Genomic DNA, 15,405 nt, shown 5'->3' with positions numbered 1-15,405 from the left:
ATTTGGCGGAACGGGCGGCAGCGATGGAATTCAGGCTCACCGAGGCGCAGCGCGCGCTGATCACGCCGGTGCGGGAGATGGCGCAGACCCGCTTCCGCCAGCGCGCCCTGCGCTGGATGGACGGCACCTTCCCCTGGGAGAATATTCGCGACCTCGCCTCGCTCGGCGTGCTCGGGATGAGCGTGCCCGAGGAATATGGCGGCCTCGGCCTGCCGGTCTTCGAGACGGCCCTCGTGCTCGAGGAACTGGCGAAGGTCTGCTACCCCACCGCCATGGCGGTGCTGGGCGAGGCGGGGGTGCAGACCCGCGTCATCGCCCGCTATGCGCCGGAGAGCATCCGCAGCCGCATCCTGCCGCAGGTGGTCAGCGGGGAGTGCATCCTCTCCATCTGCATGACGGAGCCGCATGCGGGCACCGATGTGGCGAATTACCGCACCAATGCCGTGCTGCGCGGCGACCGCGTGGTGGTGAACGGCGTGAAGACGCTGATCAGCCGGGCGGAGGAGGCTGGCATGTTCGTCGTCTTCACCCGGATCGATGGCCGGCCGGGGCGGGAGGGCATCGGCTGCGTCCTGGTCGAGCGCGGCACGCCGGGCCTCGCCGTCACCGGCAGCTTCCACACCATGGGTGGCGAGAACCTGCACGAGGTGCGCTTCGAGGATGTCGAACTGCCGCTTGAGAACCTTGTCCTCCGCGAGGATGGCTTCCGGAAGCTGCTGAGCGCCTTCAACACCCAGCGTTGCCTGAACCCGGCGATCAGCCTCGGCCTGGCGGAGGGCGCCTTCGACGAGGCGGTGCGCTATGTCCGGGACCGGCCGGTCTTCGGCAGGCCGATCGCCGATTTCCAGGGCGTGCGCTGGAAACTGGCCGACATGTACAAGGATATCGAGGCGGCGCGTGGCCTGCTCTACCGTGCCTGCTGGACCGCCGATCCCTTCCCGGACCCCTTCCTCGCCGCCACCGCCAAGGTGTTCTGCAACGAGATGGCGATCCGCGTGACGAGCGAGGCGGTGCAGCTGCATGGCGGCTTCGGCTTCACCGACGAGTACCCGGTGTCCCGCCTGTACCGCGGGGCGCGCTACGGCTCGCTCGGCGGCGGCGCCTCCGAGACCCTGCGCGACCTGATCGGCCGCAGGCTGGCGGGCGAGGATCCCGGTCCCGACGGCATCCTGGGCCTGGGATACTTCTAGTACGGATCGCGGACGGGCGTGAAGGCCCGGGAGCGGACTCTGCCCTGCAGCCAGAGACCGACAGCAGAGGGCTGGCCCCCTTGCCTGCGGCAGGTTGCATCTCCGCGCTGGAGGCTCTGCGCCCGTGGCGCCTCCCGCGGCAGGTCCGGCATGATCGGGGCGGGGCGGCCGATCAGGCGCCCAAGGCGGCGTCGAGCGTCACATAAGGGTCTCGCATCCGTCACACGGTCGTCGCGGCCGCTGCATTAGCCAGCCATGCGCGGACAGGAGACCGATCATGGCGCAGCGGGAGAGGGTGCTGTTCATCGCGGACCGGTTTGACGCCCCCGCCCGGCAGAGTCTTTCCATGCACGCTGCCCTTTCCCGCCCTTGGCACGGGCAACGTGGCGGAAAGGCCGTAGTGGTCAAGGAAACCCTGCAGACCATCTATGTGGCCGCCCTCGTCGCCTTCGCGACCTGGGGCTTCCTCGGCTGACCAGGGCCAGGGGCCCGGTTCCGCCATGCAGGAGGCTTCGGGCCGGAGCATCCGGTGCGGCTTCGTGGCCCGAAGACCGTGAAGGGGATCAACCCCATGCCGGGCCGGCATTTGGTCCGGCTTGCGGGATGTCCCGGGCGGCGTCGGCTTCCGGATAGCGACCGGGCCTTCGCGTCCTGCCGGGGAGCGGTGGAAGCGGGGCCGCCCCGCAGGATCTCCCGCGGTCGGCGTCAACCCGGCCCGGGGAAGGCAGGACCTTGCCCGCTACCTGCCGGCTTCCAGGCACTCCACCAGCAAGGTCAGCAGCCTCGCCCCGAACGTCCGCATGTTGCCGATCCGGTCGTCGCTCCCGGTGCGGATCATCAGCGTCCGCCCGACCGGGCCGGCCACCGCGATGCAGGCATGGCCGGCCGGGTCGCCGTAGCGGTTGCCGGTCGGGCCGGTCGCGCCGGTCTCGCCCAGGCCCCAGGTGGTGCCGAGCTTCGCCCGCACGCTCTCGGCCAGCAGCGCCGCATAGGGCTCGCTCGCCGGGCGGATGCCGTCCAGCTTCTCCGCCGGGATGGCCAGCAGCGCCTCCCTTGCCGCGCGGGTATAGACCACGGTGCCGCCGAGGAAATAGGCCGAGGCACCGGGCACCGCGAGCAGCGCCGCCGAGACGAGCCCGCCGGCCGAACTCTCGGCGACGGCGATGGTCTCGCCACGCGCCTTCAGCAGGGTGCCGGCGCGGGCGGCGATGGGCAGCAGGGTTTCCATGGGGCGTTCCTCCGCTTCGCCGGAACGCTAGAGCAGATCGCGGACGGGCGTGAGCGCCCGGGAGCGTGAATCTGCTCTGCAGTTGATGAACTACAGCGGAGTGGTGTGCATCTCCGAATGCAATCCGCAGCAGGCGGGGCCGGGGGGCAGCGACAAGCGCCGCGATTGACAGCCGCCGGGGCACCATGCTCGCCTCCGCCGTCCCGCTTTGAGGGCACGGAGGAAACCCATGGCCGCTTCCCTCCCCGATGCTGCGGTGGCGGAGTACCATCGCCGCGGCTACCACTTCCCGGTCCGTGTCTTCGCGCCCGGGGAGGCCGCCGGCCTGCTGGACCGCCTGAAGGCGACCGAGGCGCGGCTCGGCGGAAGGCTGGCGGGGCGGATGAACCAGAAGCCGCATCTCCTCTTCCCCTGGATGCATGAGGTCGTCGCCCATCCGGCGGTGCTGGACGCGGTGGAGAGCGTGATCGGGCCGGATATCCTCTGCTGGGCCAGCCAGTTCTTCATGAAGGATGCGGGCGATCCTGCCTATGTCTCCTGGCACCAGGACGGCACCTATTGGGGCCTGTCCAGCCCGGATGTCGTCACCGCCTGGATCGCCTTCACCCCGAGCCTGCCGCAGAGCGGCTGCATGCGCGTGGTGCCGGGCACGCATCTCAGCCCGGTGCCGCATACCGATACCTTCGCCCAGGACAACCTGCTCTCGCGCGGGCAGGAGGTGGCGGTGGAGGTGGATGAGCGAGAGGCGGTCGACATCACGCTGCAGCCGGGCGAGATGAGCCTGCACCACGTGCTGATCGTGCATGGCTCCGAGCCGAACCGGGCGAACTGGCCGCGGATCGGCTTCGCCATCCGCTACATCCCGACGCATCTCAGCCAGAAGGATGGCGCGCGCGGCAGCGCCCTGCTGGTGCGCGGCAATGACCGGCATCACCATTTCGAGCATGAGGTCCCGCCGGAAGCGGAGATGCACCCGGATGCCGTCGCCCGGCATGCCGCCGTGCTCGATCGGCAACTGGCCATCCTCTATGCCGGCGCGGCGGGGACGGGGAAGCTGGGGGCGACGCTGCGGCCGGGCTAGGGCGTTGACGGCGCGCCGGGCGGTGCCAGGATCGAGGCAACGGAGGAACAGTCCATGCTCTCGATCGAACCGACCGGCGCGGCGCCGGGCGCCACGCCGGGCCGGTCACCCGGAGGTGGGGTGCCGCACCGCCCCGCCACGGCGGGAAAGGCGGCCGCATGATCGCCCGTCGGACCCTCTTCGCCGCCACGCTCGCGGCCCCTGCCATCGCCCGCGCCCAGGGCGCCTGGCCGAACCGGCCGGTGCGCGTCGTCGTGCCCTTCCCGCCGGGCGGGTCGAATGACGTGGTGGCGCGGCCGCTGGCGGAGCGGCTGCAGGCCCGGCTCGGCCAGCCCTTCGTCATCGAGAATCGCGGCGGCGCGGGCGGCGCCATCGGCGCGGCGCAGGTCGCCCAGGCGCCGGCCGATGGCACTACGCTGATGGTCACCTCCTCCTCCTTCGCCACCTCGGCGGTCATCCAGAAGACGCCCTGGGATGCGGAGGGGAGCTTCGACGCCATCGCCGTGCTGGCCCGGGCGCCCTTCTTCATCCTGCTGAACCCGAGCCACCCGGCGCGGGACGTCGGCTCGCTGGTCCGGCTGGCGAAGGAGAAGCCGGGCTCGATCGACTACGGCAGTTTGGGCGCCGGCGGGATCAACCACTTCATCACCGAGTATTTCTGCCAGGCCGCCGGCATCCGCATGAGCCACGTGCCCTACCGCGGCACGGCGCCGGCGGTGACCGACCTAGTCGCGGGCAACATCCAGCTCCTGATCACGACGGTCGCCAGCGCCAATGCGGCGATCCGGGAGCAGCGGGTGCGCGTCATCGCCGCAACCGCGCCCATGGAGGGCGACAGGGGCGGCGGCCTGCCGCCGGAGGTGCCGCCGGTGCGAACCGTGAAGGAGCAGGGGGTGGATTACGAGGTGGCGATCTGGTGGGGGCTGCTGGCGCCGAAGGGCGTGCCGCCGGAGATCCGGCGCGCCATCCATGCCGCTGCCAACGAGGCGCTGGGCGATCCCACGCTGCGTCGCGTCTATGACGGCGAGGGAGACACGCCCTCGCCGGTCGGGCCGGAGGAATTCGCCAGCCTGCTGCGCGCCGACCTCGCCCGCTGGCGTCAGGTCGCGCAGGCCGCCAATATCCGCGCAGAATGAGCGAGAGACCCGTGCCGCATCGCCGCGAATTCGACCCCGCCGCCACCAGCGCCCTGCAGGGCCTGCGCGTGGTGGACCTCTCGCGCCTGGTCGCGGGCAACCTGCTGACCAAGGTGCTGGCCGATCACGGCGCCGAGGTGGTGAAGGTGGAGCCGCCGGAGGGCGACACGCTGCGCGCCTGGCGCACCCGGGGCATCTCCACCACCTGGAAGACGCTGAGCCGCAACAAGCTCTCGATCTGCCTCGATCTGCGGAACCTGGAAGCGATTGCGGTGGTGAAGCGGCTGGTGGACGGCGCCGCGATCTTCGTCGAGAGCTTCCGGCCCGGCGTGCTGGAGATGATGGGTCTCGCGCCCGAGCTGCTGCTGGCGATCAACCCGCGCCTCGTCATCGTCCGCGTCAGCGGCTGGGGCCAGGACGGGCCCTACCGCCACAAGCCCGGCTTCGGCACGCTGGTGGAGGGCTATTCGGGTTTCGCCGCCGTCAACGGCTTCGCGGACCGGGAGCCGGTGCTGCCGCCGATGTACATGGCGGATGGCTATGCCGGCCTCTATGGCGCGGCGGCGGCGATGATCGCGCTGCGCCATGCCGAGGCGACCGGGCAGGGGCAGGTGATCGACCAGACGCTCTTCGACCCCATCCATGTCATGATGGAGCCGCAGCACGCCAACTGGCAGCTCACGCGCCAGATCAAGCCGCGGACGGGCAGCCGCAGCACCAATGCCGTGCCGCGCAATGCCTATCGCACGAAGGATGGGGGGTGGGTCTGCCTCTCGGCCTCGACGCAGGGCATGACGGAGAAGCTGCTGCGCAGCATCGGGCAATCGGCGCTGATCACCGATCCCCGCTTCCGCACCAACACCGACCGGCTCCGGCACAGCGACGAGCTGGATGCCATCATCGCCGATTACATCCGCGGGATGACGCTGGAGGAGACGCTGGCGCATTTCGACAGGGCGGGTGTCACCATCGGGCCGATCATGGATGCCGGGATGCTGGCCGAGGACCGCTATGTCGTGGAGCGCGAGGCGGTGATCGAGGTGCCGGATGATGAGATGCCGGAGGGGTGGCTGCCGATGCACGGCATGGTGCCGCGGCTCTCCGCCACGCCGGGCATCCTGGCGCGGCCGGCGCCGAAGCTCGGCGAGCACAACCGGGCCATCCTGGAGCCGGTGCTGGGCGAGGCCGAACTGGCACGGCTGCGCGCGGCGGGGGTGGTGCGGGAAGGCTGACGCCCGGCAGCGGGAACACGCCGCGGCCGCGAGCCGGCGGCGGCGGCCGGTGCGCGTATGCCAGGACATAGGCGCCGGAGCTTCGCGATCTCCGGGGAACTGCCCGGCGGCTCGGCAACCGCTCGCCTGCGGAACCAGTTTCCGGAAGCGGGGTTTCCTGCCCGGGCGCACGCGCGCCAGGGAGGGAGGCCGGCCATGCGCCTGGAAGGCGAACGCGAAAGCGGGAATGTCGAGGACCGGCGCGGCCGCGGCGGCTTCGGGGGGCGCGGCGTCCCGATCGGCGTGGCCGGTGGCGGCCTCGGCACGGTGGTCCTGATCGTTGTCGCGCTCTTCCTCGGCGTCGATCCGCGCGTGATCCTCTCGGGTGGCGGTGAGCCGCCGCAGAGCCAGGTCACGGAAAGCCGCGGCAGGCCCGATGTCGCCCAGGATGACGGGCCGCGCCGCTTCGTCGCGCAGGTGCTGGCCACCACCGAGGATGCCTGGAGCGCCATCTTCCGCGAGGCGGGGCGGCAATACGATCCGCCGAACCTCGTGCTGTTCAGCGGCGGCACCCAGAGCGCCTGCGGCTTCGCCCAGACCGCGGTCGGCCCCTTCTACTGCCCGGCCGATCGCAAGGTCTATCTCGACTTCGCCTTCTTCCGCGACATGGAGCGCAAGCTGGGCGCGCCCGGCGAATTCGCCCGTGCCTATGTCATCGCGCATGAGGTCGGGCACCATGTGCAGAACCAGCTCGGCATCCTGCGCCGCATAGACCAGGAGCGGCGCGGGATGGGCGAGGTGGAGTCGAACGCCCTGCAGGTGCGCGTCGAGTTGCAGGCCGATTGCTTCGCCGGACTCTGGGCGGCGCGAACCGAGCAGATGAAGCGTTTCCTTGAACCCGGCGACATCGAATCCGGGATCGCTGCTGCCGCCGCCGTCGGCGATGACCGGCTGCAGCGTCGGTCGCAGGGCTATGTGGTGCCCGAAAGCTTTACCCATGGCAGTTCCGCGCAGCGGGTGCGCTGGTTCCGCATCGGGCTGGAGTCCGGGGATATCCGGCGTTGTGACACCTTCAGCACAAACCGGTTGTGACGGAACGCAGCGATTAGCGGGCCGTTAGGGGCACGCAAGCGGGCAACGGGCCCGCAAGGCCACCACACGGGAAATACCAATGCGCAAGACGATGTTCCGCCTGGCGCTGCTGGGCGCGGTTGCGGCCGTTCCTGCCTATGCGCAGGTCTCGCCCGCGACGCCGGATCGTACCACGCCGAATGCTGCGGCGCAGGACAGCACCACCCGTCCCGGCATGACGACGCCGGCGCCGGATGCGCGCAGCGGCGCCACCGCGCCCGGGCGTGACGCAACGAGCGGCGCCACGACCATGCCGGGCCGCGACACCGCCACCGGCGCCACCACGCCGACCCGCGACACCGATAGCGGCAACGCCGCGGTGCGCACGGATGACGGCACCCGGACCGCGACCACGCCGGCCCCGGGCGCGAACAGCTTCACCGAGGGGCAGGCGAAGAGCCGCATCGAGGCGGCGGGCTTCACCAACGTCTCCGATCTGCAGAAGGACGACCAGGGCATCTGGCGCGGCCGGGCGCAGCGCGGCGGCCAGCAGGTGAGCGTCGCACTCGACTTCCAGGGCAATGTCGTGCCCGGCCCGGCCCGCTGACCCAACAGGAACGGAGTAACTCCATGGCAACCCGCACCATCGCGCGGCTCTTCGACAGCTACGCGGATGCCTCGGCGGCCGTGCGTGATCTGGAAGCCGCCGGCTTCCAGCGTGACGACATCAGCCTGATCGCCAACCGCGGCGACACCGACACCGCGACGACCACGACGACGAGCGACACCACCACCGACCGCGATACCAGCTCCGGCGCCGGAACCGGCGCGACGCTCGGCACCATTGTCGGCGGCGGCGCCGGCCTGCTCGCCGGCCTTGGCGCGCTGGCGATCCCGGGCCTCGGCCCGGTCGTCGCGGCCGGCTGGCTGGTCGCGGCGCTCACCGGCGCCGGCGTCGGCGCAGCGGCGGGCGGCCTGCTCGGCGCGCTCACCGGCGCCGGCCTCTCCGAGGAGGAGAGCCATGTCTATGCCGAGGGCGTCCGCCGCGGCGGCAACCTGGTGACCGTTCGCGCCGATGACAGCCGCTCGGCGGAGATCGAGGCCATCATGCAGCGGCACAATGCCGCCAACACCGAGGAGCGTGCCGCCTCCTACCGTGCCGGTGGCTGGAACCGCTACGACGAGACCGCGGAGCCCTCCAGCGGCATCGGCACCGCGGCCGGCGTCGGCACCACCACCGCGGCGGGGCAGATGGGGACGCGGACCAATACCGGTACGCGCACCGATGCCTCGTTGGTCGGCGGCCCGCCGGATGGCGCGCCGGGCAACCCGCCGGGCACCATGGCCTCGCGAGGCCTGGACAAGGTGGCGGGCACCAATGTCAGCGGCGCGCATCCGGAGAACGAGACCCGCGGCGCCACCGGAAGCAGCAGGAGCACCGCCGGCAGCGGCATGGGCACCAGCGCGCCTGACGGTACGCCGGGCAACCCGCCGGGCACCCAGCTCTCCCGTGCCGCCGATGATGCGCTCGGCACGAACATGAGCGGCGCGCGGCCGGAGCATGAGACGCGCGGCACGACCGGCAGCGGCATGGGCACCAGCGCGCCCGATGGCACGCCGGGCAACCCGCCGGGCACCATGGCCTCGCGTGGGGTGGACAAGGTCGCCGGGACCAATGTCAGCGGCGCCCATCCGGAGAACGAGGCGAAAGGCGCGACCGGCAGCCGGACGCCGGGGACGGCGACGGGCGGCGTGACGCCGGATCGCAATCCGCGCCGGTGAAGGCGAGGGGGCTCTGCCCCCTCGTACTCCCCCGCCAGGGGGCAGGTGACCCCTGGACGCGGCCTGAGCCGCGCAGGCCCCGGCCGCGACCTGCTCCTGGGGCTCTGAACTGGAGCCTTTCCCGGGCTATCGTGCCCGGGCCAGCAGCCGGCGCGCCCGCTCCACCACCGGTTCGTCGATCATCTGCCCCTCGAAGCCGATCGCACCCAGGCCCTGCGCCAGGGCTGCCTCGAAGGCGGCGATCATGCGCTGCGCCCGCGCCACCTCCTCGGGCCGCGCGCCGTATTCCTCGTTGATGATCGGCACCTGGGACGGGTGCACGCAACTCGCGCAGGCGAAGCCGAGGGCGCGGGACCGCCGCAGCATGGCGCGATAGCCCTCGAGGTCCGAAAGCCCGGCCACCGTGCCGATGAAGCCGAGCGGCAGCACGCCCGCGGCGCGCGCCGCGATCACGGCCAGCATCTTCGGGACATAGAGCGCATCCGGCACCGGCTCCATGCCGAGATCGGTCGCCAGATCCTCGCCCCCGGCGCCGAGCGCGACCAGCCGCGCGTCCGCCCGCGCGATCGCCTCCATCACCGCCAGCGCCTGCGCGGTCTCGACCAGGCCGATGAAGCGGGTGCGGCCGACCGGCACGCCATGCGCCGCTTCCGACTCCGCCGTCATCTCCGCCAGCAGCCGGAGATGGTCCGGGCCCATCAGCTTGGTCAGCACCAGCACATCGGCGCCGGCGGCGACCGCCGCCTCGATGTCCTGCGCCGCCATGCGCAGCGGGCGGTTGATCCGCACGCAGACATCTGCGCCGCCCTGGCCTGCGCTGGGCACGGCTTTCGCCAGCGCGGCGCGGGCCGCCGGCTTCTCGGCCGGTGCCACGGCATCCTCCAGGTCCAGGATGATGGCATCGGCGCCGCGGGTATGCGCCTTGGCGACGAAGCTGTCGCGGGTCGCGGGGACATAGAGCAGGGACCGCCAGGTCGGGAGCGTGCGCATGGCCCCGAGGCTAGAGCAGATCGCCGATGGGCGTGAACGCCCGGGAGCGTGACTCTGCTCGAAAAACAAGGAGCACCAGCGGATGGGCGTTCAGGCATGAATGCAATCCGCTGGTGCCCGGTGGCGGGGCGTTGCGAAGCGCTTGCCGGCGCCCTGCATGCACGCGTATGCAATAACCATGGCCCGCACCCTCAAAGCCCCCCCGCCGGAGCCCGCCGGCAGCCTCGCCGACCGGGCCTATGACCTGTTCCGGGAAGGCCTGCGCACCGGCACCTTCCGCCCCGGCCAACGCCTGCTGGAGACCGAGCTCGCGGAGCAGCTCGGCATGAGCCGCACCCCGGTGCGGGAGGCGATCCGCCGCCTGCAGTCGGAGGGGCTGATTGCCCATCTGCCGGCCCGCGGGCTCTGCGTCGCCGCCTATGACGCCGCGCAGGTGGACGAACTCTATGTGATGCGGGAGGCGCTGGAGGGCACCGCCGCCCGGCTCGCCGCCCAGCATGCCGGCCGGCCGGAGATCGCCCTGCTGCAGCGCATGCTGGCGCAGGAGGAAGGGCTGACCGGCGAGGCGGCAGCGGAGCACAACCGGCGCTTCCACCGGGCGCTGCATCAGGCGGCGCATAACCGCTACCTGCTCCGCTCGCTCTCGGCGATTTCGGACGCGCTGCTGCTGCTGGGCCCGACCACGCTGGAGACGGCGGGGCGGGCCGCGGCGGCGCGGGCGGAGCATGCCCGGATCGTCGCCGCCATCGCGGCCCGGGACGGCGCGGCGGCGGAGGCGGCGGCGCGCGCCCATATCGCCGCGGCGCATGAGGCGCGGCTGGCCATGGCGGCGACCGAGCCGGCCTGAGCGCCATGGCGGGGACCGGGGCTGGACAGTGCCGTGCGTCTCTGTATACACGGGTGCACACGCAGGATCGCACAGGGGAACGCCATGGCCGGGACAGGCACCGAGGAATTCGACGTCATCGTGGTGGGCGGCGGCAACGCGGCCTTCTGCGCCGCCCTCTCGGCGCAGGAGAAGGGCGCGCGTGTCTGCGTGCTGGAGCGCGCGCCGGAGGATGAGGCGGGCGGCAACACCCGCTTCACCGCCGGCAACATCCGCTTCGCCTATCGCGGCGTCGAGGACCTGAAGGAGATCATGCCGGACCTCACGGAGGACGAGATCGCCAGCACCGATTTCGGCACCTACACCGAGGACCAGTTCTTCGACGACATGTTCCGTGTCACCCGGAACCGCACCGATCCGAACCTCTGCGAGATCCTGGTCCGCCGCAGCTTCGAGACGATGAAGTGGCTGCGTAGCAAAGGCGTACGCTTCGTCCCGATCTGGGGCCAGCAGGCCTTCAAGATCGATGGAAAGTTCAAGTTCTGGGGCGGCCTGACCGTCGCGGCCTGGGGCGGCGGGCCTGGCTTGGTGCAGGCGGAGACCGAGGCCGCGAAGAAGCGCGGCATCGAGATCCGCTACGCCACCCGTGCGCAGAAGATCCTCCATGACGGTTTCCGCGTGCAGGGCGTGCAGGTGAAGGCGCCGGGCCGCATCTACGACCTCAAGGCGCCCTGCGTGATCCTTGCCGCCGGCGGCTTCCAGGGCGATGCCGAGATGCGCACCCGCTATCTCGGGCCGGGCTGGGAGCTGGCGAAGGTGCGCGGCACCCGCTTCAACACCGGCGACGGCATCAAGATGGCGCTCGATATCGGCGCCAGCCCCTTCGGCAACTGGTCGGGCTGCCATGCCGTGCAGTGGGATTTCAATGCACCGGAATACGGCGACCTCGCGGTCGGCGATGCCTTCCAGAAGCACTCCTACCCCTGGAGCGTGCTGATCAACGCGAACGGCAGGCGCTTCCTGGATGAGGGCGCCGATTTCCGTAACTACACCTACGCGAAGTATGGCCGCATCGTGCTGGAGCAGCCCGGCAACTTCGCCTGGCAGGTTTTCGATGCGAAGGTCGAGAAGCAGCTGCGCGACGAGTACCGCATCAAGCAGGTGACCAAGGTCGAGGCGAACACGCTGGAGGAGCTGGCTTCGAGGCTGGAGGGCGTGGACGGCAAGGCCTTCCTCGAGGAGATCCGCGCCTACAACGCGGCCGTCCGCCAGGACATCCCCTTCAATCCGAACATCAAGGACGGGCGCTGCACCGAGGGCCTGGCGGTCAACAAGACCAACTGGGCCAACACCATCGACGAGGGGCCGTTCAAGGCCTTCCAGGTCGGCTGCGGCATCACTTTCACCTTCGGGGGCCTGCGCATCGATACAGAGGCTCGGGTGCTGGATGAGGATCAGGCGCCGATCCCGGGCCTCTATGCCTGCGGCGAGCTGGTCGGCGGCGTCTTCTACTTCAACTACCCCGGCGGCTCCGGCCTCATCAACGGGGCGGTTTTCGGCAAGCTGGCGGGCGCGACCGCGGTCGCGGACCTCAAGGCCAATGCGGGCGGCATGCCGGCGCCCGTGCCGGCCTGACGCCCCCGCCTTCCCCGCAGGCGGGGAAGGCGCGGCAGACCTGGTCCGGGCGCCCCCACGGCGGCCATTCCCGCCGCGTGGCGCCGCTGGCCCGAACCCTTCCCCCGCAGTGCGGGGGAGGGGCCCCTGCCTATTCCGCCTTGACGTTCGCCGCCCGCACCACCGGGCCCCAGCGGTCATATTCCGCCCGGACGAAGCGGTCGGTCTCAGCCGGATCCATGAACAGCGGCTCGCTGCCCATCTCGACCAGTCGGCGGCGCACCGCCGGCAGGTCCAGGATTTCCTTCAGGGCGGCCGCCATGCGCTCGGTCACCGGCCGCGGCGTGCCGCGCGGGGCGAAGAGGCCGGTCCAGGACCGTACGGCGTAATTCTCCACGCCCTGCTCCTGCACCGTCGGGATCTCCGGCCGGCTTGGCACCCGCACATCCGTCCCGACCGCGAGCAGCCTGAGACGCCCCGCCTCGGCCGGCGGAAGCACCGTCGGCAGGTTCATGAAGGCGAGCTCGATGGTGCCCGACAGCAGATCGGCCAGGGCCGGCCCGCCGCCGCGATAGGGCACATGGGTCAGGTCGAGCCCGGTGCGCAGCTTGAACAGCTCCCCCGCCAGGTGGTTGGAGGAGCCGACGCCGGAGGAGCCGAAGGTCAGGCCCTGCGGCATCGCCCGCACCTTGGCAATCAGTTCCGGGATGGTGGAGACGCCGAGGCGTGGGTTCACCGCGACCACGTTTGGCACATCGACCAGCATGGCGATGCCGGTCAGTGCCTCCCGCACATCGTAGCCGACCTCGGTCGAGATCAGCGGGTGGAAGACATGGTTGGAGGCGGAGGAGACCAGCAGGGTGAGGCCGTCCGGCCGGGCGCGCGCCGACTGGCCCATGCCGATGCTGCCGCCGCCGCCCGGCCGGTTCTCCACCACGAAGGGCTGGCCGAAGCGCGCCTCCAGATGCGGGGCGAGCAGCCGCGCGGCGATGTCGTTGGAGCCGCCCGGCGCCCAGGGAACGATGAGGGTGACGGGGCGGGAGGGCCAGACCTCCTGCGCCCCGGCGGCCAGCGGCAGCAGCAGGGCCGGCGCGGCGAGCGCGGCGCGGCGGCTCAGGCATGGCATCGGGCGTTCCTCCTGAAGATGTTGATCTGCTCGGCTATTAGGCGCGGAGCCGGTCAGGCGGAAAGGGCGGCGCGACGGGAGGTGGCAGGGCTGGCTGCTCTGGCGGCGCGCCGGGCGCTGCTCGGCCGCGACCTGCGGCCAAATGGCCTTGCGGATCCGTTGCCGGGCGGGATGCGCCTGGCTCCTGGTGGGGCCGGACCCGCGGCCAGGCAGGCCGGAAGGCGGGCGTACCGCGCCTGGCACAGGCGGCGGCAACGGGCGGCCGGGCTCGGGGAGGGGCGAAGCGACGACCGGCGGGCCTTCCGCCGGATGGGCCGGACTGCCGCCGCACCACGCGCCCGGCGTCGCGGCGTTGCCGCCGGGCGCGCATGCCGCCGGCATGGCCATTGGCGCGGCCGCGGGCCCCTGGCGCCGAAGGGCGCCGGCGGATGTCAGCTGCGGAACAGGCTGAGCAGCGATTGCGGCGCCTGGTTGGCGATGCCGAGCGCCTGGGTGCCAAGCTGCTGGCGGATCTGCAGCGCCTGCAGCCGGGCGCTCTCCTTCGCCATGTCGGCATCGATCAGCGCGCCCAGGCCGCTTTCCTGGGCATCCAGGATCGCCTTGTTGTAGGTGATCTGGCTGTCGACATAGTTCGCGTAGGAGCCGAAATTATTGAGCTGGGTGAGGGTGCGGGTGATGGCGGTGCCGACCGCGCCGGCCGCCGTCAGCGCCGCCGAGGCGGATGCCTGGTCCCAGCCATCCACGGTGGAGACCTGATCGTAGATCTGCGTCAGCGCGGAGTAGCTGCTGAAGCTGTAGTACTTGCCGCTGCCGTTGGTGATGACCTTCACCGCCGTGGCGCTGGCATCGTCCAGAATGTTGAGGCCGTTGTAGCTGGCATCCTCGATGAAGGTGCGGATGTTGTTGGTGAGCTGCTTGGCCTGGGCCTGGTACTGGGTGCGCTGCTCGTCGGTGATGGTGCCGTCGGCGAGCTTGACGACGATCTCCTTCAGCTTGTTCAGCGTGGTGGACACGTTCTGCAGGGCGGTCTGGGTGACGTCGAGCAGGCCCTTGACGCCGCCGAGCTGCTGGTTGGCGGAGTTGGTGGCCGCCATGTCGCCGCGGATGCGCTCCGCCACCGCGAAGGCCGCGCCGTCATCGCGCGCATCCGCCACGCGGTAGCCTGTCGAGATCCGCTTCTGGGTCGCTGCCAGCTCGTCTGACGTCCGGTTCAGGGACTGCAGCGCGACCATGGCGCCGACATTGGTGTTCACGGAGTTCAGCGGCATGGAGTTTTTCCCCGGCGGCCGCGGCCCGGATTCTCGGACCGCCCGGCAGGAGAGTCGTGCATGGGGGTTAAGACGCGGTTAAGCAGGCTGGGGGATCAGGAGGCCAGGACGGGAATGAGTGCGACCTCGCGGATAATTGACTTCGCCTGGGCTTTGTCCGGGGATGCTGGCAAAGTCAGACAGGCCGCTGCAGCCGGCTCCTGCACACGGAGTTCATTGCTGTCTGCGGCATGTGCCCAGGGGTTGACGGGACCTCGCGCGAAAGACGACTGACATGGGTATGAGCGATCCTGAGCGCGTAGCAGGCAATTTCACGGCAGTGCGGTTTCCCGTGGCTGGCCCGGTGCTGGTCACGCCGCGGCGGTTCGGCGATGCGCGGGGGTTCTTCCTCGAGACCTACAGCGCGCGCGACTTCGCCGCACTCGGGATCCCGGATGTCTTCGTGCAGGACAACCACTCGCTCTCGGCCCGGCCGGGCACCATCCGCGGCATGCATTTCCAGCTGCCCCCGCATGCCCAGGCCAAGCTGGTGCGGGTGCTGCGTGGCGCCATCCTCGACATCGCGGTCGATATCCGCCGCTCCTCCCCCACCTTCGGGCAGCATGTCGCGGTCGAGCTGACGGCGGAGAATGTGCAGCAGCTCTATGTGCCGGTCGGCTTCGCGCATGGCTTCTGCACCCTCACCCCGGATACCGAGGTGGCCTACAAGGTCACCGCGCTCTATGCGCCGGAATGCGACCGCGGCATCGCCTGGGATGACCCCGACCTCGCCCTGCCCTGGCCCTTCGCGGGCGACCAGGTTCAGCTCTCCGACAAGGACCGGCGCGCGCCAAGGCTGCGCGACCTGCCGGTTGCCTTCGACTGAGGCGGCCCGATGACGGC

The 15,405-nt window shown here is 71.1% G+C and carries 15 protein-coding genes; 11 read left to right on the top strand and 4 right to left on the bottom strand.

The genetic code is table 11. The features are described 5' to 3' along the window. Window positions 1-23: 23 nt before the first annotated feature. Together LHA35_RS15695 and LHA35_RS15690 are read left to right on the top strand one after the other, a co-directional pair. Window positions 24-1,190, top strand: a complete 1,167-nt coding sequence (locus LHA35_RS15695; RefSeq protein WP_226609565.1) for an acyl-CoA dehydrogenase family protein — start codon at window positions 24-26, stop codon at window positions 1,188-1,190. Between the two features lie 277 nt (window positions 1,191-1,467). After that, window positions 1,468-1,665: a hypothetical protein gene (locus LHA35_RS15690; RefSeq protein WP_226609563.1), complete on the top strand. Its 198-nt coding sequence runs from the start codon at window positions 1,468-1,470 to the stop codon at window positions 1,663-1,665. 264 nt (window positions 1,666-1,929) lie between these two features. Here LHA35_RS15690 and LHA35_RS15685 read toward each other — a convergent pair whose 3' ends face one another. Then, window positions 1,930-2,418, bottom strand: coding sequence for a CinA family protein (locus tag LHA35_RS15685; protein ID WP_226609561.1), 489 nt, complete (start codon window positions 2,416-2,418; stop codon window positions 1,930-1,932). Window positions 2,419-2,647: 229 nt separating this feature from the next. Here LHA35_RS15685 and LHA35_RS15680 point away from each other — a divergent pair, with 229 nt between their 5' ends. From LHA35_RS15680 to LHA35_RS15655, 6 genes are all read left to right on the top strand, one after another. Further along, complete coding sequence (locus tag LHA35_RS15680; protein ID WP_226609558.1) at window positions 2,648-3,499, top strand: phytanoyl-CoA dioxygenase family protein; 852 nt, start codon at window positions 2,648-2,650, stop codon at window positions 3,497-3,499. Window positions 3,500-3,657: 158 nt separating this feature from the next. Beyond that, complete coding sequence (locus LHA35_RS15675; protein WP_226609556.1) at window positions 3,658-4,635, top strand: tripartite tricarboxylate transporter substrate-binding protein; 978 nt, start codon at window positions 3,658-3,660, stop codon at window positions 4,633-4,635. Then, window positions 4,632-5,867 (top strand): CaiB/BaiF CoA transferase family protein, encoded by a 1,236-nt coding sequence (locus LHA35_RS15670; protein ID WP_226609553.1) that lies wholly within the window; start codon window positions 4,632-4,634, stop codon window positions 5,865-5,867. Before LHA35_RS15675 ends, LHA35_RS15670 begins: the two co-directional genes overlap by 4 nt. A gap of 195 nt (window positions 5,868-6,062) precedes the next feature. After that, window positions 6,063-6,938, top strand: a complete 876-nt coding sequence (gene ypfJ, locus LHA35_RS15665) for a KPN_02809 family neutral zinc metallopeptidase (protein WP_226609550.1) — start codon at window positions 6,063-6,065, stop codon at window positions 6,936-6,938. 79 nt (window positions 6,939-7,017) lie between these two features. Continuing rightward, window positions 7,018-7,524 (top strand): hypothetical protein, encoded by a 507-nt coding sequence (locus LHA35_RS15660; protein ID WP_226609548.1) that lies wholly within the window; start codon window positions 7,018-7,020, stop codon window positions 7,522-7,524. A gap of 23 nt (window positions 7,525-7,547) precedes the next feature. After that, complete coding sequence (locus LHA35_RS15655; RefSeq protein WP_226609546.1) at window positions 7,548-8,699, top strand: general stress protein; 1,152 nt, start codon at window positions 7,548-7,550, stop codon at window positions 8,697-8,699. A gap of 126 nt (window positions 8,700-8,825) precedes the next feature. On the opposite strand, the gene LHA35_RS15650 is transcribed toward LHA35_RS15655, so the two are convergent. Next, window positions 8,826-9,689 (bottom strand): HpcH/HpaI aldolase/citrate lyase family protein, encoded by an 864-nt coding sequence (locus tag LHA35_RS15650; protein ID WP_226609544.1) that lies wholly within the window; start codon window positions 9,687-9,689, stop codon window positions 8,826-8,828. A 178-nt stretch (window positions 9,690-9,867) separates the two neighbouring features. Here LHA35_RS15650 and LHA35_RS15645 point away from each other — a divergent pair, with 178 nt between their 5' ends. Continuing rightward, entirely contained in the window at window positions 9,868-10,536 is a 669-nt protein-coding gene (locus LHA35_RS15645) for a GntR family transcriptional regulator (RefSeq protein ID WP_226609541.1), read from the top strand. Window positions 10,537-10,620: 84 nt separating this feature from the next. Then, the gene (gene tcuA / locus LHA35_RS15640) at window positions 10,621-12,150 is read left to right on the top strand and encodes an FAD-dependent tricarballylate dehydrogenase TcuA (protein WP_226609539.1); all 1,530 of its coding nucleotides are present in this window, start codon (window positions 10,621-10,623) and stop codon (window positions 12,148-12,150) included. A 130-nt stretch (window positions 12,151-12,280) separates the two neighbouring features. On the opposite strand, the gene LHA35_RS15635 is transcribed toward tcuA, so the two are convergent. Further along, on the bottom strand, window positions 12,281-13,255 hold the full coding sequence (locus tag LHA35_RS15635; RefSeq protein ID WP_226609537.1) for a Bug family tripartite tricarboxylate transporter substrate binding protein: 975 nt from the start codon (window positions 13,253-13,255) through the stop codon (window positions 12,281-12,283). Between the two features lie 431 nt (window positions 13,256-13,686). Next, window positions 13,687-14,523, bottom strand: coding sequence for a flagellin (locus tag LHA35_RS15630; RefSeq protein ID WP_226609535.1), 837 nt, complete (start codon window positions 14,521-14,523; stop codon window positions 13,687-13,689). Between the two features lie 280 nt (window positions 14,524-14,803). Between LHA35_RS15630 and rfbC the strand changes: the two genes are divergently transcribed. Beyond that, on the top strand, window positions 14,804-15,388 hold the full coding sequence (gene rfbC, locus LHA35_RS15625) for a dTDP-4-dehydrorhamnose 3,5-epimerase (protein ID WP_226609532.1): 585 nt from the start codon (window positions 14,804-14,806) through the stop codon (window positions 15,386-15,388). The last annotated feature ends 17 nt before the right edge of the window (window positions 15,389-15,405 follow it).

The sequence above is a fragment of the Roseicella aerolata genome (assembly GCF_020523605.1).
Lineage (GTDB): Bacteria > Pseudomonadota > Alphaproteobacteria > Acetobacterales > Acetobacteraceae > Paracraurococcus > Paracraurococcus aerolatus.
The sequence above is the reverse complement of the archived record's forward strand: the minus strand, read 5'-3'. Positions and strand labels throughout refer to the sequence as shown.

Coding starts and splice junctions, on each gene's coding strand:
- LHA35_RS15695 (WP_226609565.1), top strand. CDS start 24: ATGGAATTCAGGCTCACCGAGGCGCAGCGCGCGCTGATCACGCCGGTG.
- LHA35_RS15690 (WP_226609563.1), top strand. CDS start 1,468: ATGGCGCAGCGGGAGAGGGTGCTGTTCATCGCGGACCGGTTTGACGCC.
- LHA35_RS15685 (WP_226609561.1), bottom strand. CDS start 2,418: ATGGAAACCCTGCTGCCCATCGCCGCCCGCGCCGGCACCCTGCTGAAG.
- LHA35_RS15680 (WP_226609558.1), top strand. CDS start 2,648: ATGGCCGCTTCCCTCCCCGATGCTGCGGTGGCGGAGTACCATCGCCGC.
- LHA35_RS15675 (WP_226609556.1), top strand. CDS start 3,658: ATGATCGCCCGTCGGACCCTCTTCGCCGCCACGCTCGCGGCCCCTGCC.
- LHA35_RS15670 (WP_226609553.1), top strand. CDS start 4,632: ATGAGCGAGAGACCCGTGCCGCATCGCCGCGAATTCGACCCCGCCGCC.
- ypfJ (WP_226609550.1), top strand. CDS start 6,063: ATGCGCCTGGAAGGCGAACGCGAAAGCGGGAATGTCGAGGACCGGCGC.
- LHA35_RS15660 (WP_226609548.1), top strand. CDS start 7,018: ATGCGCAAGACGATGTTCCGCCTGGCGCTGCTGGGCGCGGTTGCGGCC.
- LHA35_RS15655 (WP_226609546.1), top strand. CDS start 7,548: ATGGCAACCCGCACCATCGCGCGGCTCTTCGACAGCTACGCGGATGCC.
- LHA35_RS15650 (WP_226609544.1), bottom strand. CDS start 9,689: ATGCGCACGCTCCCGACCTGGCGGTCCCTGCTCTATGTCCCCGCGACC.
- LHA35_RS15645 (WP_226609541.1), top strand. CDS start 9,868: ATGGCCCGCACCCTCAAAGCCCCCCCGCCGGAGCCCGCCGGCAGCCTC.
- tcuA (WP_226609539.1), top strand. CDS start 10,621: ATGGCCGGGACAGGCACCGAGGAATTCGACGTCATCGTGGTGGGCGGC.
- LHA35_RS15635 (WP_226609537.1), bottom strand. CDS start 13,255: ATGCCATGCCTGAGCCGCCGCGCCGCGCTCGCCGCGCCGGCCCTGCTG.
- LHA35_RS15630 (WP_226609535.1), bottom strand. CDS start 14,523: ATGCCGCTGAACTCCGTGAACACCAATGTCGGCGCCATGGTCGCGCTG.
- rfbC (WP_226609532.1), top strand. CDS start 14,804: ATGAGCGATCCTGAGCGCGTAGCAGGCAATTTCACGGCAGTGCGGTTT.